Raw genomic sequence first — 21,455 nt, forward strand, 5'->3', positions numbered from 1 at the left:
AAAAAATAAACAATGGGTTAAAAATTAGGCAAGCCTCTCTAGGTGGTTAACCTTAGAAGCCGCACTTCTGCGCGATTCCACTCTCTTGTCAAAACTGGCACGCCTTTTGCTGCTCTATGCGAGCCGGGGCTGACCGGCGGAAATTGAGGGGGCACGGATGAAGTTCATCATCGCCATCATAAAACCATTCAAACTCGATGAAGTCCGCGAAGCGCTGGGCGGCATCGGTGTCGCCGGTATGACCGTTTCTGAGGTCAAGGGATTTGGCCGCCAAAAGGGCCAGACCGAGATTTACCGCGGCGCGGAATATTCGACCAACATGCTGCCAAAGGTGAAGCTCGAGATTGCAGCCAGCGATGAAATCGCTGCGCAAGTTGTCGAGACCATCCAGCAAACCGCCAACACCGACGCGATCGGTGACGGCAAGATTTTCGTGCTCGATCTCGCATCGGCAACCCGGATTCGCACAGGCGAAGCCGGTGAAACAGCGCTCTGACGGGGGACAAGGACAATGAAAAACACCCTTTTGAAATGTGCCGTGCTCGGTGGCGCTAAGCTTGCTTGCCACACAGCCTGCACTCGCAGCGCCAAGCAGCAGAGGCCGCCGCCGCTGTACCTAAGGCTGGTAACAACGCCTGGATGATGACCTCAACGGTGCTTGTGCTGCTTATGATCCTTCCGGGCCTTGCGCTGTTTTATGGCGGTTTGACTCGGTCAAAAAATATGCTCTCGACCATGACTCAGATCGGCGCCACCGCCGCTCTGGCGATGTTGGTGTGGGTAATGTGGGGCTTCTCACTCGCCTTTGGCTCAACCCCAATCGAAGGGTTCTTGGGCCAGTTCATCAGCGGGGGTAGCTACTTCCTCGCCGGTATGAGTGCAGAAACGACGGCAGCAACATTCACGGACGAAGTGATAAGTGAATATGTGTTCGTCAGTTTCCAAATGACCTTCGCGGCGATTACGGCTGCGCTGATCCTCGGTGCGACTGCTGAACGGATGAAGTTCAACGCCGTCATGATGTTTGTGCCGATCTGGCTGACCATCGTGTACTTCCCAATTGCACACATGGTTTGGGCCGGTGACGGACTGCTGTTTGAAGCTGGCGCGTTGGATTTTGCCGAGCGGCACCGTTGTTCACATCAATGCCGGTGTGTCTGGCCTCGTCCTGGCATACCTGTTGGGCAAACGCCGCGGCTATCCGCAAGAGCCTATGCCTCCGCACTCACTGGTAATGACCATGATCGGGACAGGCCTGCTCTGGGTTGGCTGGTTCGGTTTCAACGCTGGTTCTGCATTGGAAGCTGACGGATTCGCTGGTCTTGCAATGATCAACACCTTCGTTGCCACCGCCGCTGGTGCGCTGACCTGGATGGTGATTGAGCGCATGGCTGGGCATAAGGGTTCGGCGCTGGGCTTTTGCTCAGGTGTTATCGCTGGCCTTGTTGCTGTTACCCCGGCAGCGGGTAACAGTGGGCCATTCGGCGCTATCCTACTCGGCATTGTCTCATCTGTTGTCTGCTACTTCTTTGTAGCGAAGGTGAAGACCAAATTCGGCTATGACGACTCGCTCGATGCATTCGGCATTCACGGCGTGGGCGGCATCGTTGGTGCGATCGGTACCGGCATTGTCTATCAGCCATTCCTTGGTGGTCCTGGCGACGGTTCGACCGGTCTGGGCGCTCAGCTCTGGATCCAAACTGAAGGCGTACTCGTAACCATCGCTTGGGCCGGTATCGGCACTCTGATCGCCGCTTACATTGTTAAGATGATCATCGGCCTTCGCGTTGACGAAGAAACCGAAGTCGACGGGCTCGATATCTCTGAACACGGAGAGCGTGCCTACAATTAATCACCCAGTTTAGCGGGGGAAGTACTCTCCTCTCCCACTTCCTCCGCTAACCTTTGTTCCTCCTGCGAACATACAACTCTTAATAGGCCGGGGCGTTCAAAGCGCTCCGGCCTCTTTTTTGCAATTTCTATGTGTGTCTAGTGTGTTACAGTTTTTCAGTAACTTACTCAGATCAAATGTGAGTGCCTTGCAATTGATGTATCTGAGGAGTTGTCTTTGTCTCTTCTGGTATCAAACCCAGCAAATAGGAGAGAGATGATGCGTCCCCCCAAGCTTCTTTCGCTTCCCAAATGTCGCGCCGCGTTGTTAGTCGGCTGCGCGCTTACATTTGGCACGGCCCCTGCGTTCGCCCAAGACACTGACCAAGATGAAAATGCCGACAGTCCCGCCAGCGGCAATGTGATTGTGGTGACCGCGACCAAACGCGACACGACAATCCAGGATGTCCCCTTTTCGATCAACGCCCAGACACAGGAAGATATTCAAAGGTCAGGAGCGGTAACGCTCGAAGATTTGTCGCGTAATGTTGCTGGCTTGTCGGTCCAAAATTTGGGCCCGGGTCAAAGCCAAGTTTCCGTTCGCGGCGTTTCCGCCGGTCAGGTCGTCCGCGACCAACCTGGTGTGAAAGAGCAAGTCGGGGTGTATCTCGACGAATCCGTGATCTCACTGTCGCTGTTCACACCGGACCTTGATCTGTTTGACCTCAACCGTGTCGAAACGCTGCGCGGCCCGCAAGGCACTTTGTTCGGGTCAGGCTCGGTCGGCGGCACCATCCGCTATATCACCAATCAGCCAAATACCGATGCGGTCGAAGGCCTGATCGAGGGCAATGTCAATCTGGTTGATGGCGATGATCTGGGCTGGCACCTAAAGGGCGCGGTCAACCTACCGTTGAGTGAAAATACGGCCGTCAGGGCAGTCGGATACTATACCCAATATGCCGGATTCATCGACGCTCAGGGGCCAGCCGGCGGCGAGGATGTGAACGGCGGCGAGCGTTATGGCGGCCGCATTGCGCTGCGTGTCGATACCGGCGAAGGTTTCAGCATTACCCCGCGCCTTGTCTATCAAAAGGTCACGGCAGACGGCTTTAACAGGCAGGAAATATTCAGCCTCTTCGCCAATCCCTTCACGACCACGCGTCCCCCGACGCAGCTGGGCGAACGCGAGCAGTTCTTGCTGCTGCGTGAGGCATTTGAGGACGAAACACTGATTGCAGATCTTGTGGTGGAGGCCGATCTGGGCCCGATCACAATGACCTCGGTCAGCTCGTTTACTAGCCGTGATATCTTGGTCAGCCGCGATGCCAGCGCCCTCTCCGGATCGGTGTCGGTCGATCTTGGGTTTCCGGACGCCGGGGTACTGCTCCCATCTAATCTACGTGACACGACTGATGTCGAATCCCTAACGCAGGAACTGCGTTTTGCATCGGATTATGACGGACCGATCCAGTGGGTGATTGGCGGATTCTATTCAGAGACTGATCGGTTCTATCGCCAGCGCTTGCCCACACCGGGCTATGCTGCTTTTACCGATGCGACGCTGGGTGCAGGCACGTCGGCGGCGGTTGCCAATGGGTTTGAAAATCTCGATTCGCCGTTCAATTCCGATCTGCCGTACAACATCGAGCAATTGGCGATCTTTGGTGAGGCGACCTGGGAAATCACCGATGCGCTGACCTTCACGGCTGGCGGTCGCTATTACGACTTTGAGGAAACCCGCACGATCACCACCGGCGGCTTGTTCGCCAATGGCGACGCGGGTGTGGTCGATGAAACGGCGTCTGACGGTTTCACCCCGCGCTTTCTACTCAGTTATGAACTCAACCCCAATGTGACGATCAATGCACAAGCCTCTCAAGGATTCCGCTTGGGCGGGGTCAATGATCCGCTCAATGTGCCGCTCTGCAATGCTAATGATCTCGCATTGTTCGGTGGATTTCAGGACTATGATGACGAAACGCTGTGGAACTATGAGTTGGGTGTAAAGGCGCAGGGCAATGGTTTCACGTTCAACGCCGCCGGCTTTTATAATGACATCAGCGACCTGCAGGTTACGCTGGATGCTGGCAGTTGTTCTTCACGCATTGTCTTCAATGTGCCTGATGCGCATTCGGCGGGGATTGAGGCGGAACTGGGCTACAGTCCATTTGCTGGTCTGAATCTGAACCTGTCGGGAAGCTGGATTGAGGCAGAGTTCGATACGACGCTGCCTGGCCCTCTGGCTGAGGCCACTGGTATCCGTGAAGGCAATCGATTGCCTTCGGTGCCAGAGCTGCAATTCTCGGCCGGTGGTAGTTATGAATGGCCGATCTCTAACAGTGCAGAGGCGTATTTATCAGCGTCTGTAACCCATGTGGGTTCGCGTTTCACTCAGCCTGCGGATCAGGAAAACAATCCGCGTACTTTTGTCCATGGCCTACCCTTCGGCGGCGCACCTGCTGATGCGGCAACCACCGTTGACCTCCTGCTTGACGACTATCAATTGGTGAATCTCAGCGCCGGGGTCGATTTCGACAGCGGGCTCAGCCTGGTGGTCTATGCCAACAATGTGTTTGACGAGAACGCGTTACTCTCTTTTGACCGCGAACGCGGCGGTAGAGCGCGGCTAGGATTCCGGGTTGGCAATCCGCGTACATTTGGGGTGACAGCGCGCCAATCATTCTGATCTCGCCGATCTGAGAAATCAGGAAAGCCGAGGCGTTTGGGGCGCTCCGGCCCCGATTCCCTGGAGACAAGACTATCTTGTCGCAGCCTTCACAAAGTCAGCGCAGCGTTCGCCGATCATAATGCTCGGTGCATTGGTGTTGCCGCTGACGATTTTGGGCATCACGCTGGCATCGGCGATCCATAGTCCGTCGAGCCCGCGCACTTTCAGCGTTGGGTCGACCACACTGTCCTTGTCACCGCCCATGCGGCAGGTGCCAACCGGGTGATAGACAGTGTCCGCGCGTTCTCTGATGAGATTGTCGAGCTCGTCATCATTGTCGAGGTCGATCGGATGCCGATCAGTCGGGCCATATTCCTGCAAAGCAGGTGCTTCCGCAATCCGGTGAGAGAGGCGCACGCCTGCTCTGAGAACCGCAAGATCGCGCTCATCATCCAGGAAATTCGGGTCGATCACTGGCGCATCAGTTGCCCGGCGCGATCCGAGCCGCACCGTGCCGCGACTTTCCGGGCGCAGGACGCAGGCATGCAAAGAGAAGCCGTGCTCTTTGATCTTCTCACGACCGTGATCCTCCAGAACGGCGGGCACGAAATGCCACTGTACGTCAGGCGCGGGCGCGTCCGGCATAACCTTCCAGAACCCGCCCGCCTCGGCATAGCATGTGGTCATCGCGCCAGTGCGGCTGCCGCGATGCTCCAATATGGCGGCGGCCATTCGCAATGTACCTTTCAACGTCCCGCCAATCGGCACATCGCTCTCGGTTTCCCATCCGGATACATAGTCCAGATGATCTTGCAGGTTGCCGCCAACCTCGGGCCGATCTAGCGCCACTGGGATGCCGCGCTCTTGCAAATGCGCACCGGGGCCAACGCCTGACAGCATCAGGATTTGCGGGCTGTTAAAGGCGCCCGCGGACAGGATCACACCGCGTTTTGCATAAAGCATTTCGCTGCGCCGACCGCGCTTGACTCGAACGCCCGTGACCCGGCCTTGCTCGATCACTAGTTTTTCAACGACTGTGTCGGTGCGGATCGCAAAATTGCCCTGCTCGCGAATGGGCTCGACATAGGCGCGGGCAGCGGACCAGCGCTCGCCATCACGCTGGGTCACTTGGTAGAACCCAAAGCCGTCCTGGGTGTCGTCGTTGAAATCATCATTGCGGCGCAGCTGCATCTCGCTAGCGGCCTCGATAAAAGAATGGCTGGCTGGATTGGGAGATATCAGGTCAGAGACAAACAGCGGCCCGCCGGTTCCATGATAATCATCCGCGCCGCGCTGGTTCGCTTCTGCTTTTTTGAAATATGGCAGCACGTCATCATAGGCCCAGCCGGTGCAGCCCATCGCCGCCCAATTGTCATAATCCCATGCGTTACCACGAATATAGACCATGGCGTTGATCGCTGAAGATCCGCCCAGTCCCTTGCCGCGCGGTTGGTAACCGATCCGGCCATTCAGCCCCTCTTGCGGGACCGTGTCGAACTTGTAATTCGACGAATTGCGGATGAAGGGCATGAAACCGGGCGTCTTGATCAGGACGTTGTCATTGCGCCCGCCTGCCTCGATCAAGCACACACGCTTGGTCCCATCGACGGCGAGCCGTCCCGCCGCTGCGCTGCCGCCGCTACCGCCGCCGATGACGATGTAATCGAAGCTTTCCATGATCTCTCCTCTTGGAAGTGACAGGCTTAAGCAGCTTCGTGCGGGCTTTCAATCGAGTTTCGATCCGCCACCGGATTTTGTACAGATTGGCCAATGCGCTTGCGCCAACGCGCACGGATCATATCGGAGGTCTCGCGGCTGCCATCATGGGTCCAACCAGGCTCGCGCAGCAGGTAAGACAGCTTATGCCGCCACGGCGCGCGGGCAATATCGCTGAGCATGCCGATCCATTCATGGAACACCGCCCACAGCAGGTTGAAGCTGCCAAGCTGTTTGATGATGCCATAGCGGATTGGCTCATCGTCTTGCTCGGCCTCAAATGTGCCGAACATCCTGTCCCAGATAATGAAAACGCCTGCGTAGTTGCGATCAAGATAGCGCGGGTTGGTGGCGTGATGAACCCGGTGGTGGCTGGGGGTGTTCATCACGGCCTCGAACCAGCGCGGCATTTTGCCGATCGCCTCGGTGTGGATCCAGAATTGGTAGACCAGATTGATGCCGCCGCACACGGCGATCATGCCAGGGTGAAACCCGATCAGCACCAATGGCAAAGCGAACACAAAGCCGAGCGTGAAGGATCCCGTCCAGCTTTGCCGTAGTGCGGTTGAGAGGTTGTAGTGCTGGCTAGAGTGGTGGTTGACATGCGCGGCCCAAAACCAGCGGATGCGGTGTCCCGCGCGGTGGACCCAATAATACTTTAAATCATCGAGTACGAACACCACTGGCCATGCCCAAATCGGGGCCCACCAATTGTCACTGATATCGAACAAGCGGTAATCATAGGCAGCGATGAAGATCGCGAGGAAGAAGCCGCCGAACAGCGCGCCTGCAACCGTGGAGCCGAGTCCAAAGCCAAGGCTGACGAGCGTGTCCTTTGGTTCATAGGCGCTTTGCCTGCGCAGCCTTGCCCAGGTCATTTCGGCGAGAATAGCCGCGATAAACAGCGGTACGGCCAGCTCAGTGACAGAAAAATCGGGCAGGTCGATCATGCTAACGCCTGCCTAGCTGATTGATGGCAGCGACCCAAATTTCTGCATCATTAAGCGCTAGCTGAACCGAGCCGAATCGTGCTTCACCCGTGTCGATAATAACCATGTCGCGCCGAGTGGTGGCGTTGGCCTCTTCGCTGAGAATACGTCCGGCAAAATGTGCACCGTGCGGCTTGAGTAGCATGATCTGCCCTGCTGCGTCCCTCAGGAGTGCCCCGGCCCCATCGCGCGCTATCGCGCTTTCAATGGGCGCAAAGCCGTCTGCCACCTCACCAGCCGCGTGTGCGGCCTCGTTATGGCTCGCCAATTTGGGTCTGCCGCCCAGCTTCAATGCAAAGGCGAGCCAAGCCAGCAGCATTATAGCCACTAGCGAGCCGCCAAATTGCAAAAGGAGCGGATGAATTTCCATCTGCAAAGGATTGGCACGGCCTCGGCTTTGCGGCAAGCAGGGCGCAAGGGAGATTGCTAATGAAGTTTGTTGCTCGCACTGTTTTGGCTGGATTGCTGCTTGGCGCAGCGCCGCTCAGCGCTCAGACTCAAGATCCTGCCGCTAATGTGGACGCGCAGCAAGAGCGCACCGTTAGAGTGGCGCAGCAATTGTGGGATCTGGCCGAGGTTGGTTATCTTGAAACGCAATCGAGTGGGCTTTTGCAATCCGAGCTTGCGGGCGAAGGGTTTGAGATAAAGGCGGGCATCGCCGAAATTCCAACTGCGTTCGTTGCCGAATGGGGTGAGGGTGGTCCGATCATCGCGATCCTTGCCGAGATGGACGCTCTGCCCGGTATCAACCAGTCTGCACTGGCCACCCGCGATATAGTCGAAGGCAAACATGCAGGGCACGCTTGCGGGCACAATCTGTTTGGCGCCGCCTCACTCACGGCTGCTATTGCGGTCAAGCAATGGCTTGAGGCCACCGGCACACCGGGCCGCATCCGTTTCTATGGCACGCCGGCTGAAGAAGGCGGCTCTGGCAAGGTCTATATGACGCGAGCTGGATTGTTCGATGATGTCGACATTGCGATCCACTGGCATGCCGATGACGAAAACAGCGCAGCGGCCCAGACCAGTCTTGCCAATCGTTCAGCCAAGTTTCGTTTCACGGGAATTTCTGCGCACGCGGCTGGCGCGCCAGAGCGGGGCCGCTCTGCCCTGGATGGGGCAGAGGCGATGAACATGATGGCGAATATGATGCATGAGCATATGCCGCAAGACGCGCGTATGCATTATGTCATCACCAGCGGCGGCAATGCGCCCAATGTGGTGCCTGACTTTGCTGAGGTGTTTTACTATGTCCGTCACCCTGATCCCGATGGCGTGGATGCCATTTGGCAACGGTTGGAGAACGCGGCTAAGGGTGCTGCGCTCGGCACTGGAACCACCTTGGAATGGGAAGTCATTCATGGGAACAATCCGCTGTTGGTCAATGAGACGCTGGCCAAGATGATGGACGCGAAATTGCGGATGGTTGGCGGTGTTGAATACACCGCAGAAGAGCGTGCATGGGCGGAAGAGATCCAGAATTCACTCGGCGATGCGGCCAAACCGCTCAGCAGCGCTGGTGAAATCGGCGAATACAACAAGAGCCTTGGTTATGGGTCGACCGATGTTGGCGATGTCTCGTGGGCGACGCCTACCGTTGGCGTGCGCACGGCCACTTGGGTGCCCGGCACTAGCGCGCATACTTGGCAAGCGGTTGCGGCCAGCGGCCATTCGATCGGTCACAAGGGCGCTCAGGTCGCGGCCAAAGCTATGGCCTTAATGGCGGCGGAGCTTTACACAAATCCGGGATTGCGCAGCGCGGCGAAGGCTGAATTCGATGCCGCACGCGGGCCGGACTACACGTACAAATCGCTGCTGGGCGACCGCGAACCGCCGCTCGATTACCGTAAGTAAATCAGCGCGCGGACTTACTCGCCTGATTGGCCAGAGAGCATATCGAGCATGGGGCGCACTGGGCTGACATCATAGCCAGCCTTGGCCGCCGCATGCACAATGCCAGCAGGGCTACGGCCTGACTTTGCCTGGGCGAGCGCCCACAGGAAGGTTGAGCGCGTGCCAGAGCGGCAATAGGCGAGCACCTTGCCTTCAGCTTTGGCCATCGCGCCAACCATCTCGTCAATCTGCGGCTGGCTAAAACCGGAATGCCCGATGGGTATGGCGCAATAATCCAGCCCTGCGGCCTTGGCCGCCGCTTCGATTGCATCACCTTGCGGTGCATCAGGCTCCTCACCATCTGGCCGATTGTTGATGATCAAGGTGACGCCCGCACCCTTGGCCGCATTGATATCATCCAATGCGATTTGCGGGCTTGCAAAAATGGCGGGTGAGAGTTCACGAAAATCGCTCATGGTTCTAATCGCCTTTGTGGTGCGCATTCCCGCATTTCATGGCCAACAGTTTGACGCGAAGCAAGTATTAGGATTGTTTGAAAGTGTCACAATTCTCAGGGATAACAGCCGGGATCGGTTAAATCATTCGCAAAGCATAAGTTTGTGCGCTATGCACCGATTCTACGAGGTGGGACTCCGGATGATGTCGGTGTTCTGCCTGTATCAGTGGCGGCTTGCTGTCCCCGCTCTGATGCATAGGAGGATGGGCAGTCTTGTAAGGTACGTTTTGAGTTATGGGTTACGATAGAGGACGTCGGCGCGGCCGGGACAAGCGCGACGGATTCGGCGAGGACAGCTACGATCCTTTTGGCGGCGGCGGCGACGGATTCCCGCCTCCGGGCAATTACGGAAATGACCGAAGCGGCGGTGGCGGTGATCGCTACGGCGGCGGTGGACGTGGTGACCCAGGTGGCGGCGGCGATCGTTACGGCGGCGGAGGCGGCGGTGACCGTTTCGGTGGCGGTGATCGCAGCGGCGGCGGTGGCGGTCGTGGTGGCCCTGGCGGCGGTGGAGGCGGCGGTTTCAACCGCATGCCCGCTCAAGTCGTAGGCACCGGCAAGGGTACTGTGAAATTCTTCAACAGCCAGAAGGGCTTCGGCTTTGTCGCGCAAGAAGGCGGCGGCGAAGACGTGTTCATTCACATCAGCGCAGTTGAGCGTGCTGGACTAGAAGGTCTGGCTGAGGGTCAAGAGCTTGAGTTCAACCTGGTTGATCGCGGCGGCAAGATTTCCGCTCAGGATCTCCAAGTGGTTGGCGATGTGATCGCGGTTGAGAAGCAAGAGGCGGCGCCTCAGCGCGAGCTGACCGGCGAAAAAGCAACCGGAACTGTGAAGTTCTTCAACTCGATGAAGGGCTTTGGCTTCCTGGTGCGCGACGATGGCCAACCAGATGCATTCGTGCACATCAGCGCGGTTGAGCGTTCTGGACTGCAAGGCATCAATGAAGGCGAACGCTACGAGTTTGACATTGAAGTCGACCGACGAGGCAAGCATTCTGCTGTCAACTTGGTGCCTGCGCAGGGATAAATCTCCCCAGCACATATCTGGGCCGTTTGACCGGAAACATGAGCGGCCTTATCAATTCGGGAAATGGCGGCTCTGTTTAGGGTCGCCTTTTCCATTCCTGAATTCAATTTTCGACTTCACTCAGTTTTTAAGGATCAAACCATGTCGATCACACCGCTTATGCCTGTCTACCCTCGCTGCGGTGTCCGTCCGGTCCGAGGCGAGCACTGCCACCTGATCGACGAGGATGGCACGCGCTACCTTGATTTTGCCAGCGGCATTGCGGTGAACTTACTGGGTCATTCACACGACGGGCTTATCAAGGCGATCCAGGATCAAGCTGCAACCTTGATGCACGTCTCCAACCTTTATGGCAGCCCGCAGGGTGAGAAACTGGCACAAATGCTGGTCGACAACACTTTTGCAGACACCGTGTTCTTCACCAATTCAGGCGCAGAAGCGGTTGAGACCGCAATAAAAACCGCGCGTGCTTATTATCAGAACGCGGGCGATGCGGGCGATTCCAGCAAGCATGAGCTGATCACATTTTCCAACGCATTTCACGGCCGCACGATGGCCACTATCAGCGCATCGAACCAGACCAAGATGCACCACGGCTTCTCGCCGATGCTCGATGGTTTCAAGTATGCCGAGTTTGATGATCTGGAATCCGCCAAAGCTCTGATGGGACCGAACACAGCGGGCTTCCTGGTCGAACCGATTCAAGGAGAAGGCGGCATTCGCCCCGCTTCACAGGAATTCATGCAAGGCTTGAGGGCTTTGGCTGATGAGCATGACCTGATGCTGGTTCTGGACGAGGTGCAATGCGGGGTTGCGCGCACCGGCACGCTTTACGCCTATGAGCAATATGGCATCACGCCAGATATTGTCGCAACCGCAAAAGGCATTGGCGGCGGCTTTCCTTTCGGCGCCTGCCTAGCAACCGAAAAAGCTGCACGAGGCATGACCTTCGGCACACATGGTTCGACCTATGGCGGCAACCCGCTGGCAATGGCGGCAGGCTGTGCGGTCATGGAGGCTGTGGCCAATGAGGAATTTTTGAGCTCAGTTCGCGAGAAGGGCGAGCGCATTCGCACGCGGCTTGAGCAGTTCATCGGCAATTACCCAGAACTGTTTGAGCTGGTGCGCGGGATGGGTCTGATGTTGGGCATCAAGATGAAGGTCGAAAGCCGTCCGTTCTTCGTGCACCTGCGTGAGAATCACGATCTGCTGACCGTTGCCGCGGGTGATAACACTTTGCGTGTGCTCCCGCCATTGGTGATTGGCGATGCTGAGATTGACGAGTTTTTCGACAAGCTTTCTGCCGGTGCGGCGAGCTATAAAATTCCAGAGCCAGCCTGATGACGCACCAACATTTTCTTGATCTCAGCGATGCTGGGGCCGATGCAATCGCCGCTATGATTGGTGATTCGATTGATCGCAAAGCTGAGCGCAAAGGCAGGGGCAAGGGGCAGCCTGATGCCGACGCTCCGCTGGCGGGCAAGGTTCTGGCTTTGGTGTTTGAGAAAAACTCCACGCGAACCCGCGTGAGCTTTGACATTGCGATGCGGCAGCTGGGTGGTTCTGTGCTGATCCTGGATAACGCCTCTAGCCAATTGGGGCGCGGCGAGACCATTGCGGATACCGCCCGCGTTCTCAGCCGAATGGTCGATGCAATCATGCTGCGGACCGATGATCATGCGAAGATCGAGGAGGTGGCGCGCCACGCGGCGGTGCCTGTGATCAACGGTCTAACCGATCGCTCGCATCCGTGTCAGATCATGGCCGACCTGCTCACAGTGATTGAACATGGCAAGCCTCTTCCGGGCTTGGAGATCGCCTGGTTTGGGGATGGCAACAATGTGCTGCATTCTATCCTAGAGGCAGCCGGCCTGATGAAGTTCAACGTTCGGGTGGCAACGCCAGCTGGCTATGAGCCGGACAGTGAATTTGTCGAAATGGCTCGTGCAGGCGGCGCTGAGGTTACTTTGACACAAGACGCCGCTGTCGCCGCGCGCGAAGCGGACGTACTGGTTACGGACACTTGGATTTCGATGGGGCAAGCGGATGCCGATGAGAAACGCCGCGCGATGGAGCCTTTTCAGGTCAACGCTTCGCTCATGGCGGAAGCCAAACCTGATGCATTGTTCCTTCATTGCCTGCCTGCGCACGTGGGTGAAGAGGTAAGCGAAGACGTGTTTGAAGGATCGCAGTCGGTCGTCTTTGACGAGGCGGAAAACCGCATCCATGCGCAGAAATCCGTACTGCTGTGGAGCTTCGGCCTGCTTGCGTGAGATTTGGCCCACGATTGGGGCTTACCTCCCGCGTTGGAGCCACCATATAGCTCGCTATGACACAAGCTCGATCTCCCACGGCGCAAGAGCCAGAGACATTCGCTGATAAGCTGCTTGGCTTCACTCTGCCTTCGCGCAGTGCCCGTGGCCGCGCGGTTCGCTTGGATGTCGTGCTGAACGATGTGCTGGCAGTGCATGATTATCCTGCCCCAATTCAGCATCTGCTTGGCGAAGCGCTAGTGCTGGGCGCTCTGATGGGCGGATTGCTAAAGGGCGAAGACGGCCAGCTGACTATGCAGGCACAGACGAAGGCTGGCCCGGTGCAATTGCTCGTGTGTGATTATCGCGGCGGCACAATGCGGGGATATGCTGAGTTTGATGGCGTTCGGGTTGAGGACTTGGGTGCAAATCCGGCGCTCGCTGCACTGTTTGGGGAGGGATATCTCGCGATCACCTTCGAGACGGGCGGGGGTAAGCGCTATCAAGGCATCGTCCCGCTGGAAGGGGACAATCTGTCTGAGGCATGTGAGAACTATTTTGTTCAGTCGGAGCAAGTGCCCACACTGATCAGAGTGGCCAGCCGATCGGGCGTCAACGGCCATCACGCTGCCGGTATGCTGATCCAGCATCTTGCCGATGGCGAAGAGGGGCGCGAACGCTTGCACGTTCGCCTCGACCATCCGGATTGGGAACACATTGTCGCATTGGCTAAGCACGATAAGTCATGAAGAATTGCTCGATCCTGACCTCTCGATGGAAAGCATTGTGTGGCGCTTGTTCCACGAAGAGGATCAGATTCGGGTCCAGCCGGGCAAGAGGCTTGAACGCGGTTGCCGCTGCAGTGCTGACTATTATCATAGCGTCATCGCCCGTTTTCCAGCCGATGAGCAGGATGCAATGCGCGATAATAAAGGGCGGATTGTGGTCGACTGCCAGTTTTGCGCTCAGCACTACACCTTGGCAATTTAACAGTTCGTCGCTATTCAGGAACGGGTCATCGTGGGTTGTCCAATACGTACAACTCAGTGCAGCAAATATATGGCGAGGTATGCTCATGAAAAAACGTAGCGCACCGATTGGTAAACGAAAGCTGATGGCCTTGGGGCTGTTTGCTGTCGTTGGAGCCGTGCCTCTTGCTGCACAGTCCGATGGACTTGCCATGCTATCTGGGTTGGCAAAAGGCGAATGGACTGTGAAGCCGCGAGATGGCTCACCGTCGCGCAGGATTTGCGTGCGCAGTGGACGTGAACTCATCCAGCTGCGCCATACTCAAAACGATTGTAGCCGGTTTGTGGTAGAGGATGGGGCATCTGAAGTGTCGGTTCAGTATACCTGCCCTGGCGATGGCTATGGGCGGACAAACATTCGCCGCGAGACGGCATCTTTGGTGCAGGTTGAAAGCCAGGGGATCGTTGGCGGCCTGCCATTCCAAGTGACTGCGGAGGCCCGGCGCACTGGCACGTGCTGATTGTTTGGGAATTGGTACGGGTGGATTGCTTAATATCGTAAGCGCGCTAAGCCGGTAGCGATGAGTTTCGAACCAGAGCAAAAGCGGCCTACCGCCGTGGTCCTGTTGTCAGGCGGTCTCGACTCAATGGTATCGGCTGGAATTGCGAAGGAGCGCGGCTTTTCGGTTCAGGCGCTTACCATTGACTATGGCCAACGCCATCGCCGTGAATTGCAATCGGCCGAGAGTATCTCCCGGAAATTGGATCTAGAGCGTCAGGTGCAGATATCACTCGATCTGCGCTCATTCGGTGGCTCTGCGCTTACCGCCGACATTGACGTGCCCAAAACGGGGGTCGCAGATGATATTCCGGTTACCTATGTGCCAGCCCGCAATTTGGTGTTTCTCGCACTCACGATCGCATTTGCGGAAGCGGCAGGTGCCAGGGATGTCTTCATTGGGGTGAATGCGCTGGATTATTCTGGCTATCCGGATTGCCGCCCGGAATTCATCGCCAGCTTTGCTGAAACCGCTCGTCTGGGGACAAAGGCCGGGGTGGAGGGGTTTCCGTTTGAGATCCATGCACCTCTCCAACATATGACGAAAGCCGATATTGCCAACGAATGCGCTCGCTTGGGTCTAGACCCTGCCTGGAGCTGGTCTTGCTATGACCCCGCGCCCGATGGAACTGCATGCGGTCAGTGTGATTCATGCAGACTCAGGCGCAAGGGCTTTGCTGAGGCCGATCTAACCGACAACACGCGATACGCAGCATAACAATTGCTGCTCTAACTGGGGAACTGATTTGAGCGATACCGAAAGCCAACCAGTGGTCGATACTGACCAGCCGGTATCCGCCTATTCCTGGTACGCATTGAGCGTTTTGGTGGTGGTTTATGTGCTCAATTTTATTGACCGGCAAATTCTCTCGATATTGGCCAATGACATCAAAGCTGATCTGGGCGTTGATGATGCCTATCTTGGCTTCTTGTATGGCACAGCATTCGCGATTTTTTACGCGCTCTTCGGTATCCCGCTTGGGAAATTAGCCGACAGTTGGAAACGCGTTCGGCTTATGACACTCGGCCTAACCCTCTGGTCAGCGATGACCGCTGTTTCAGGGTTCGCACGGGATGCCGCGACATTAACGGTCGCAAGAATCGGCGTTGGCGTCGGTGAGGCGACGGCTAGTCCTTCAGCCTATTCGCTAATTTCGGATTGGTTTCCGGCGAGGCTGAGGGCAACCGCACTCGCGATCTACAGCTCGGGAATTTATATTGGTGGTGGAATTTCGCTAGCAATTGGCGGGCTGGTCGTAGACCGCTGGAACGCTGCGTTCCCGCAAGGGGATCCCTTATTGGGCTTAGCGGGTTGGCAGGCCGCCTTCATTGCGGTCGGGGTGCCTGGATTGCTATTGGCAATTTGGGTGATGACGCTTCGCGAGCCAATACGCGGCGCAATTGATGGTCTGGCGACCCGAGAGGATCCGCATCCCTTTAAGGGCTTCGTGCGAGAGCTCTACACGGTCATCCCGGGTTTCACCTTTTTCGGTGCCGCCACTCGGGGTGGAAGAGCGCTAGCAATCAACATCGCGGTATTTATCGGTGCTCTTGCGATCGCTTATGGTTTGACGAATATCCTGGACTCCGGCCCTGGGTTCATCTTTCCGCCAATCACCGATCAATGGTTGCTTTTATCGATCGGCTATTATTCGGTCTTCTGCTGGGCGAGTGCGCTTCGACAACGTGATTATCCCACATTCGCGTTGACTTGGGGATCGCCGGCCTTCCTTTGCACGATCCTCGGATACGGGACCGTGGCATTTATGGCCTATGCTGCCTCTTATTGGGGGGCGCCGTACGCCGAAAGGACATTTGACGTTTCTAAGGCTGAGCTTGGCTTTTGGCTTGGTGGCGGTGGTGCGGCTAAGCGGATTCTTGGGGGTAATTCTCGGTGGAAGAATGGCTGATGCGCTGTTTACGCGTTTCTCATCTGGCCGGATTTGGGTAATTTTGTTTGGGCTTGTCAGTCCAATTCCCTTTGCCCTCGTCCAGTATACGACGGATAGCTTCACGCTGTTTCTCATTCTGAATGTGATGACTAGCGCATTGGCTGCATCAGCACTCGGCGCTGCAGCGGCCAGCAGTCAAGCGCTGGTCTTGCCTCGGATGCGGGGAACCGCGACAGCGACTTTCTTCTTGGCGACAACTCTTGTTGGTTTGGCACTTGGTCCATACACCGCTGGCTATGTTTCAGCACAAGACGATGCGGGCTTAAGCGTTGGAGTGCTTTCAACGTTATGGATTACTCCAATAGGTCTGCTTTTGTTGATCGCCGCTATTCGTCTTGTTCCGCAGGCGAATGCAACGGTACTTGAGCGAGCGCAGGCTGCAGGGGAGCCAAAGCCGGGCAGCTAGACAGCCCTATTTCTTGATTAGGACGCCACACGCGACGCGCGGCCCAGCGGCGCCTGCAGGATCGCTCATATAGTCGTCCGGTCCAGCATGCAGCATAACTGCGGTGCCATCCGCGTCAAAAATGAGCGGGAGTAGTTCTTCGGCGGAACCTGGCAGCTGAAACGATGTTGCGAACGACGATTGCTCTTCGATGACTAGATTGGGCAGGTCGCCAAGATGCGCTCCATCGACGCTTTGTGAGCCATGGGTTCTCTTAAACGGATTAAGGTGCCCGCCTGCCGTCTTAAAGTCGGAGCCTTCGCATACGCCAGTTGTGTGGAGATGAAAGGCGCGTTCGCTAGGCTCAAGCCCTTCGATTGTTACTGTAATAGAGAGGGCATCGGATTCTTCAGTGAGCCGAATTGTACCGATCTCGCCATCGCTCGCATCGAGAAGCTTCGCCGCAGCAACCGGAATTGCTCGGCCGTCTTGAGCGGCAGCTATAGTTCCAGCATTTTCAGAGCCAGAGTTGCAAGCGTTCAGCGCAAGACCTGAGCAAAGCAAGGCTGTTGAGAGTAGGCGTGGCATAACGGTTTCCAACCAGAAATTTTGGCAAAAAAAGGGGCCGGACTTTGCCGACCCCTCTTCTTAATGTTCGACGCTAAGTGCTCTTAGATACCCGAACCCGGGCCATAGGTCACTTCAACGCGGCGGTTTTGAAGTTCGCGAACACCATCTGCGGTAGGTACGCGAGGTTGCGATTCACCGAAAGCTTCACCAGTGATGCGGCCTTCAGGAATGCCGCGACCGGCAAGGTAACCGCGAACCGAAGCGTTACGACGTTCAGCCAAAGCCATGTTGTAAGTCACACTGCCCGAACGGTCAGTATGGCCCGCAAGCATAACATTCGCTGAACCACAATCTGCATAGGCGGTAACCGCACTATCCAAGATGGTCGCCGCCTCTGGTGTAATCACTGATTCATCCCAATCGAAGAACACGATATATGGACCAGTATTACATGGTGCCGCAGCTGGTGCAGGTGGTGCAGGCGGCGGCGGTGGTGGAGGTGCCGGCGGAGCTGGCGGTGGAGGCGGCGGTGGAGGTGGTGCAACGTCGCCGCCAAAGTTGTATGTAATCGAGCCGAGGATTGAGTGTGTCGTTACGTCTGTCTCGTACTGCGAGCCAAGTGTATCGACGATGTTGACGTCTACAGCATTAAAGTAGCGATACTTTAGGCCGACGTCCCAGCTATCATTCAAAGGCGCACGAATACCAGCGATAATCTGCCAAGCAAGGCCAGTATCGGAGTCGTCAAATGCTCCTGGACCGGTCGACGTGATCGTTCCATCCAAGTCGACGCGAGCAACACCCACACCTCCTCCGGCGAAGCCCTGCACGCCATCGTCGTTACCGAAGTCAAACAGACCGTTTAGCATGAAACTCAGCGCATTAACCTCGCCAGATGCAGGGAACGTTCCGCCAGTACGAACGCTTGTCGAACTTGCCGAAGCTATTCCGACTGTACCCACCGTAAGGTTTTCAAGGTCCGCAGCGCGGTAACTTGCCTCGGCTTCCAACCGGAAGGCGCCGAAATCATAACCAACGGCTGCACCGAAGTCATAACCGGAATCGTAATCACCTTGGACATCATTCGAAGTCCCATTCACGTCGAAATCAATATCTTCGACAAGCATGGCTCCACCATCGCCTTGGATGTACCACTGCCCATCGCGAGCTGTAGCAGGCGCTGCGAGCGCCGTTGAAGCCATCGCCAATCCTATGACGAGTTTGCGCATTCCAATAATCCCCTTTTAGCGTTATTTGGAGCAGCGCACTCTCTAACTTTTCCCTTTGCGCGTGGCAAGCAATCAATCGACCAAACTGTTGCATTAAAGTCGCTATCGAGGGGGCTGGTCCCAAAAAAGGCAGACTTCGTCATGAGTTGTGGTGGTTGCGTGCTGTGCAAGAGTGGAATTTGTGCCTTACGCAAAAATGCCAACAACTCTTAGTGCTTCCACGATCTCAGTGAGCATGATTCGAGCCTCTGCATCAACGACACTCCCGCTTTGGGGAAGGGGCGGTTCAGTTGCGCTCGACCAAACTGATGAGAAGAACATGAGTTGATTGGTATCTTGGTTGAAAGCCATCATACCGGGTGTGGAGGGTGCAAATTGCCAAGAATTGTTAATGAAGATTGAGAGGCTATCATCTTGGCCGCTCCATTCACCAGAACCAACTCCAACAATATATGTGTCGCCATCGTTCGGCGCCAAAGGAGGTGTATCTTGGATGCTCAAGACTGTTCTCGCCATTAGGCTATCGATCAATGAAAATGCCTCATTGACAAAAAATTCCTTCTGCGATTGACCCGTAAACAGCAAAGGTAATGAGTAATTCGTTGTCGTTGTCGGGAAAGAAGCGGCTGTCGACATCGTAGGACTCCGTAAATTTTAGAAAAGTCCCGCCAGCCTAATTGCCGACGAGCTCGAAAACGTTCCGACCTGCTTGACCCAGAATTCTTGCGGACCGAAGTTGGCGAGCAGATCACGGCGTTCGACTTCGGAAAAGCTCACTTCAGGTTCAATGGTGTTCCAAGATAGGAATGGGTTATCAGCCGGACCATACCCAATGAGGTAGGCTTCGCTTTCCTCGACAAGGGGGGTGTCGACTATGTCTTCCCAAAGCCACTGGCCTCGGGCTCGCCTTGTCCAGCAAAAGTGCCAAGACCCATCATGCAATTTGGAAAGGCGAGGGTGGACAGGCGTCAAAGGGCGCCTTGAAAGCCCCGAATTGGTGAGGTTTGCAAAAGTCGGCTCATCGTCTCCCAGACCGATCGCAGCGATCCTAGTGTTGGCATCCGATGAGACTTCAGACGGATTTAGGGCAGTTAGGTTATCGTCAAGCAAAGTCGCTTGAGTGCCCGGCTCATGTCCATTTTGCGCGCTGGCTTCTGTACCGCCTCTGCCTCGCAGTAGTCCCGACAGCTTCCATCTTCCGGCGCTCACTACCTCGGCAGACAGAAATTGTACGACTTCGTCACCAATCAGAACTCGGTTTTCGCCCAGTGCTAAGCCCGCAATTGTGGTTTCAGAGAAAGAGAGTTTATCATCAGGAAGATCAATGAGAACCGATGAACCAGGTTCAAAATGGGTTGCATTGGACGGCCCAAGGCTACCGGCAATGATCCCTGATACTGCACGCGGTGCGCTTGTTGAGCCGATTGGGATAAGACCTCCTGCGCGCTCTACATACAAGGCTGCCCCCTTCCAGCTCGATGTTGCTGATGAAGCTGCTGTGAATATTATCGGTTCAGCAGCGGAGCTCGTACCATCGGCAGGCACTTCAAACACGCTCAGCAGGGTTGGGCCAATCAGTTCATCATTGGGATGGTTAGCTGCGCCTGAGTCCGACGAAACGTCGCCAGCCAGTCCAGGGGCGAGCCTTTCCAAATTGAGTTCAACGCCGCGGTCAAACCATTCCCAACCTTTGACTAGCCATCTTCCAGGCATATCGGGAATTTTAACAATTGATCCAGGTTCCACAGTAGGATTGAGATCTGCAGTGGTCCAAGTGATTTGCTCGTGTTGCCACCTTGCCCGGTTAGCGCTGGAGTTAGCGAGTTTGCGCGCGCCGTCCGCTTGCATGGTGGCTGGAATATCAATCATGGCCTCCCGGCCATTTGGCCTTGAGCCGATCGCACGTTGAACACCGGGCTGATAATCGCGGTTTTCGTCGTAATAACGCAGCGCAACAGGCTCCTGTGCGAACCGCTCGGCCCTTCGTCTATTTCGCTGCCCTTCCTCAGCATTGCTCACTTCTGGAGGGAGAGTGGCTAGCACAGCGCCGGAATTATCGATTGGGCCGAGTGTAAATCCACTGTCTTTTGTAACGCAGGAAAGGGGAAAGACGCGATTGAGCGCAGCTAAAGATGATGTAAGCGGCCCTCCCCCATCGGCAAACCCGCGTAGATGAGGCAGGGTTTGAGATGAGTCGCCTGAGATTGCCAGAGGGACGATGTCGTTAAGTGCAACGGACGAAGGACTCTCCGCCATGATCTCAAATGTGAGTGTCGGAATACGATTGCCAAAATCAGCTAATTGCAGATCTTCAAAGACTACATAGGCGCAGTCTCGAAAAGCGGGTGCGGAACCTCCCTTGTCGGCGGCAATTAATGGATCGACAGGATCATCGCCATGACCGTGATAGAACCGGAGCACTCCTTCGGTCTTTAAGTCTCCGGCTGCACCTCTTAGCAATTCTCCATCTGCCCAAATCCGACCGAGGGAGGACACAGGCAAGCTGCTCAAGGCCACTGCGAATGAGCTGGAATAGCTGTATGTTTTCGTTGATGGTCGGCCTTTGCCTCCACCACTCTTTGCTGAGCTTTCGATCAAGTCGGTGGACCAAATCACCGTTCCAGGCACCCGCATGCGCCCAAAGACCCGAGCAATGGGCTGACCATAGCTTGAGGTGGTCACGGAGAGTTCTTTGAGTCGAGGCCCCTCGATTGTCCCAGAACCAAATATCGCTTGATCGGCTTGCTGACCGATTAGAGCGCCAATAGCGCCTCCAACCGGGCCACCAATAGCCGTTCCCACTGCTGTAAGTAGAAGCGTTGCCATCAGGTTTTTCCTCGGGTTTCTGGTTCAAACTGCCAATGCTTGACGAGCGAAATACTGGTTGGCGCTGGCTCTCGGATTACGCGTCGGAGGCCGATATGAGCGTGAATGAAGGTCACCGAATTCTCAGCGATC

At 56.1% G+C, this 21,455-nt stretch carries 16 protein-coding genes and 3 pseudogenes; 11 read left to right on the plus strand and 8 right to left on the minus strand.

The window, feature by feature from the left end; translation table 11 throughout:
- The first annotated feature begins 157 nt into the window (after positions 1 to 157).
- The 3 genes and pseudogenes from AC0V6Z_RS05520 (at position 158) to AC0V6Z_RS05530 (ending at position 4,519) form a co-directional block, all read left to right on the plus strand.
- Positions 158 to 496: a P-II family nitrogen regulator gene (locus AC0V6Z_RS05520; RefSeq protein ID WP_472640366.1), complete on the plus strand. Its 339-nt coding sequence runs from the start codon at positions 158 to 160 to the stop codon at positions 494 to 496.
- A 37-nt stretch (positions 497 to 533) separates the two neighbouring features.
- Positions 534 to 1,852, plus strand: a pseudogene (locus tag AC0V6Z_RS05525) (ammonium transporter).
- Positions 1,853 to 2,107: 255 nt separating this feature from the next.
- Complete coding sequence (locus tag AC0V6Z_RS05530; protein WP_472640367.1) at positions 2,108 to 4,519, plus strand: TonB-dependent receptor; 2,412 nt, start codon at positions 2,108 to 2,110, stop codon at positions 4,517 to 4,519.
- A 72-nt stretch (positions 4,520 to 4,591) separates the two neighbouring features.
- Here AC0V6Z_RS05530 and AC0V6Z_RS05535 read toward each other — a convergent pair whose 3' ends face one another.
- Genes AC0V6Z_RS05535 through AC0V6Z_RS05545 form a run of 3 tightly spaced genes read right to left on the minus strand, consistent with a single transcriptional unit; the run spans position 4,592 to position 7,525 of the window.
- Positions 4,592 to 6,178: a GMC family oxidoreductase gene (locus AC0V6Z_RS05535; RefSeq protein WP_472640368.1), complete on the minus strand. Its 1,587-nt coding sequence runs from the start codon at positions 6,176 to 6,178 to the stop codon at positions 4,592 to 4,594.
- 26 nt (positions 6,179 to 6,204) lie between these two features.
- Positions 6,205 to 7,158: a sterol desaturase family protein gene (locus tag AC0V6Z_RS05540; protein ID WP_472640854.1), complete on the minus strand. Its 954-nt coding sequence runs from the start codon at positions 7,156 to 7,158 to the stop codon at positions 6,205 to 6,207.
- Positions 7,159 to 7,168: 10 nt separating this feature from the next.
- Complete coding sequence (locus AC0V6Z_RS05545; protein WP_472640855.1) at positions 7,169 to 7,525, minus strand: hypothetical protein; 357 nt, start codon at positions 7,523 to 7,525, stop codon at positions 7,169 to 7,171.
- Positions 7,526 to 7,635: 110 nt separating this feature from the next.
- Between AC0V6Z_RS05545 and AC0V6Z_RS05550 the strand changes: the two genes are divergently transcribed.
- Complete coding sequence (locus AC0V6Z_RS05550) at positions 7,636 to 9,060, plus strand: amidohydrolase (RefSeq protein ID WP_472640369.1); 1,425 nt, start codon at positions 7,636 to 7,638, stop codon at positions 9,058 to 9,060.
- A gap of 14 nt (positions 9,061 to 9,074) precedes the next feature.
- On the opposite strand, the gene AC0V6Z_RS05555 is transcribed toward AC0V6Z_RS05550, so the two are convergent.
- On the minus strand, positions 9,075 to 9,515 hold the full coding sequence (locus tag AC0V6Z_RS05555; RefSeq protein WP_472640370.1) for a protein tyrosine phosphatase family protein: 441 nt from the start codon (positions 9,513 to 9,515) through the stop codon (positions 9,075 to 9,077).
- Between the two features lie 275 nt (positions 9,516 to 9,790).
- Between AC0V6Z_RS05555 and AC0V6Z_RS05560 the strand changes: the two genes are divergently transcribed.
- From AC0V6Z_RS05560 to AC0V6Z_RS05590, 7 genes and pseudogenes are all read left to right on the plus strand, one after another.
- The gene (locus tag AC0V6Z_RS05560; protein ID WP_472640371.1) at positions 9,791 to 10,582 is read left to right on the plus strand and encodes a cold-shock protein; all 792 of its coding nucleotides are present in this window, start codon (positions 9,791 to 9,793) and stop codon (positions 10,580 to 10,582) included.
- Between the two features lie 141 nt (positions 10,583 to 10,723).
- Positions 10,724 to 11,923, plus strand: coding sequence for an aspartate aminotransferase family protein (locus AC0V6Z_RS05565; protein ID WP_472640372.1), 1,200 nt, complete (start codon positions 10,724 to 10,726; stop codon positions 11,921 to 11,923).
- Positions 11,923 to 12,855, plus strand: coding sequence for an ornithine carbamoyltransferase (argF, locus tag AC0V6Z_RS05570; RefSeq protein ID WP_472640373.1), 933 nt, complete (start codon positions 11,923 to 11,925; stop codon positions 12,853 to 12,855). The genes AC0V6Z_RS05565 and argF overlap by 1 nt, the downstream gene beginning before the upstream one ends.
- Positions 12,856 to 12,911: 56 nt before the next feature.
- Positions 12,912 to 13,824 (plus strand): annotated as a pseudogene (hslO, locus tag AC0V6Z_RS05575) (Hsp33 family molecular chaperone HslO).
- A gap of 85 nt (positions 13,825 to 13,909) precedes the next feature.
- A complete protein-coding gene (locus AC0V6Z_RS05580) occupies positions 13,910 to 14,323 on the plus strand; it encodes a hypothetical protein (protein ID WP_472640374.1) in 414 nt (137 codons plus the stop codon).
- A gap of 60 nt (positions 14,324 to 14,383) precedes the next feature.
- Positions 14,384 to 15,079, plus strand: a complete 696-nt coding sequence (gene queC, locus AC0V6Z_RS05585; RefSeq protein ID WP_472640375.1) for a 7-cyano-7-deazaguanine synthase QueC — start codon at positions 14,384 to 14,386, stop codon at positions 15,077 to 15,079.
- 28 nt (positions 15,080 to 15,107) lie between these two features.
- Positions 15,108 to 16,719 (plus strand): annotated as a pseudogene (locus tag AC0V6Z_RS05590) (MFS transporter).
- A gap of 6 nt (positions 16,720 to 16,725) precedes the next feature.
- Here AC0V6Z_RS05590 and AC0V6Z_RS05595 read toward each other — a convergent pair.
- From AC0V6Z_RS05595 to AC0V6Z_RS05610, 4 genes are all read right to left on the minus strand, one after another.
- Positions 16,726 to 17,286 carry a superoxide dismutase family protein gene (locus tag AC0V6Z_RS05595; RefSeq protein ID WP_472640376.1) on the minus strand — a complete coding sequence of 187 codons (561 nt, stop codon included), beginning with the start codon at positions 17,284 to 17,286 and terminating at the stop codon, positions 16,726 to 16,728.
- Positions 17,287 to 17,369: 83 nt separating this feature from the next.
- On the minus strand, positions 17,370 to 18,497 hold the full coding sequence (locus AC0V6Z_RS05600) for an OmpA family protein (RefSeq protein ID WP_472640377.1): 1,128 nt from the start codon (positions 18,495 to 18,497) through the stop codon (positions 17,370 to 17,372).
- Between the two features lie 186 nt (positions 18,498 to 18,683).
- On the minus strand, positions 18,684 to 19,133 hold the full coding sequence (locus tag AC0V6Z_RS05605) for a DUF2793 domain-containing protein (protein WP_472640378.1): 450 nt from the start codon (positions 19,131 to 19,133) through the stop codon (positions 18,684 to 18,686).
- A gap of 18 nt (positions 19,134 to 19,151) precedes the next feature.
- Positions 19,152 to 21,323: a phage tail protein gene (locus tag AC0V6Z_RS05610; protein ID WP_472640379.1), complete on the minus strand. Its 2,172-nt coding sequence runs from the start codon at positions 21,321 to 21,323 to the stop codon at positions 19,152 to 19,154.
- Between the last annotated feature and the right edge of the window lie 132 nt (positions 21,324 to 21,455).

Source organism: Erythrobacter sp. SN6-5 (genome assembly GCF_057364945.1).

Bases quoted from the DNA above. Each gene is read 5' to 3' on its own strand.
- AC0V6Z_RS05560 (WP_472640371.1), top strand. From the start codon at position 9,791: ATGGGTTACGATAGAGGACGTCGGCGCGGCCGGGACAAGCGCGACGGA.
- AC0V6Z_RS05565 (WP_472640372.1), top strand. From the start codon at position 10,724: ATGTCGATCACACCGCTTATGCCTGTCTACCCTCGCTGCGGTGTCCGT.
- queC (WP_472640375.1), top strand. From the start codon at position 14,384: ATGAGTTTCGAACCAGAGCAAAAGCGGCCTACCGCCGTGGTCCTGTTG.
- AC0V6Z_RS05550 (WP_472640369.1), top strand. From the start codon at position 7,636: ATGAAGTTTGTTGCTCGCACTGTTTTGGCTGGATTGCTGCTTGGCGCA.
- argF (WP_472640373.1), top strand. From the start codon at position 11,923: ATGACGCACCAACATTTTCTTGATCTCAGCGATGCTGGGGCCGATGCA.
- AC0V6Z_RS05600 (WP_472640377.1), bottom strand. From the start codon at position 18,497: ATGCGCAAACTCGTCATAGGATTGGCGATGGCTTCAACGGCGCTCGCA.
- AC0V6Z_RS05530 (WP_472640367.1), top strand. From the start codon at position 2,108: ATGATGCGTCCCCCCAAGCTTCTTTCGCTTCCCAAATGTCGCGCCGCG.
- AC0V6Z_RS05610 (WP_472640379.1), bottom strand. From the start codon at position 21,323: ATGGCAACGCTTCTACTTACAGCAGTGGGAACGGCTATTGGTGGCCCG.
- AC0V6Z_RS05520 (WP_472640366.1), top strand. From the start codon at position 158: ATGAAGTTCATCATCGCCATCATAAAACCATTCAAACTCGATGAAGTC.
- AC0V6Z_RS05595 (WP_472640376.1), bottom strand. From the start codon at position 17,286: ATGCCACGCCTACTCTCAACAGCCTTGCTTTGCTCAGGTCTTGCGCTG.
- AC0V6Z_RS05605 (WP_472640378.1), bottom strand. From the start codon at position 19,133: ATGTCGACAGCCGCTTCTTTCCCGACAACGACAACGAATTACTCATTA.
- AC0V6Z_RS05545 (WP_472640855.1), bottom strand. From the start codon at position 7,525: ATGCTGCTGGCTTGGCTCGCCTTTGCATTGAAGCTGGGCGGCAGACCC.
- AC0V6Z_RS05535 (WP_472640368.1), bottom strand. From the start codon at position 6,178: ATGGAAAGCTTCGATTACATCGTCATCGGCGGCGGTAGCGGCGGCAGC.
- AC0V6Z_RS05580 (WP_472640374.1), top strand. From the start codon at position 13,910: ATGAAAAAACGTAGCGCACCGATTGGTAAACGAAAGCTGATGGCCTTG.
- AC0V6Z_RS05555 (WP_472640370.1), bottom strand. From the start codon at position 9,515: ATGAGCGATTTTCGTGAACTCTCACCCGCCATTTTTGCAAGCCCGCAA.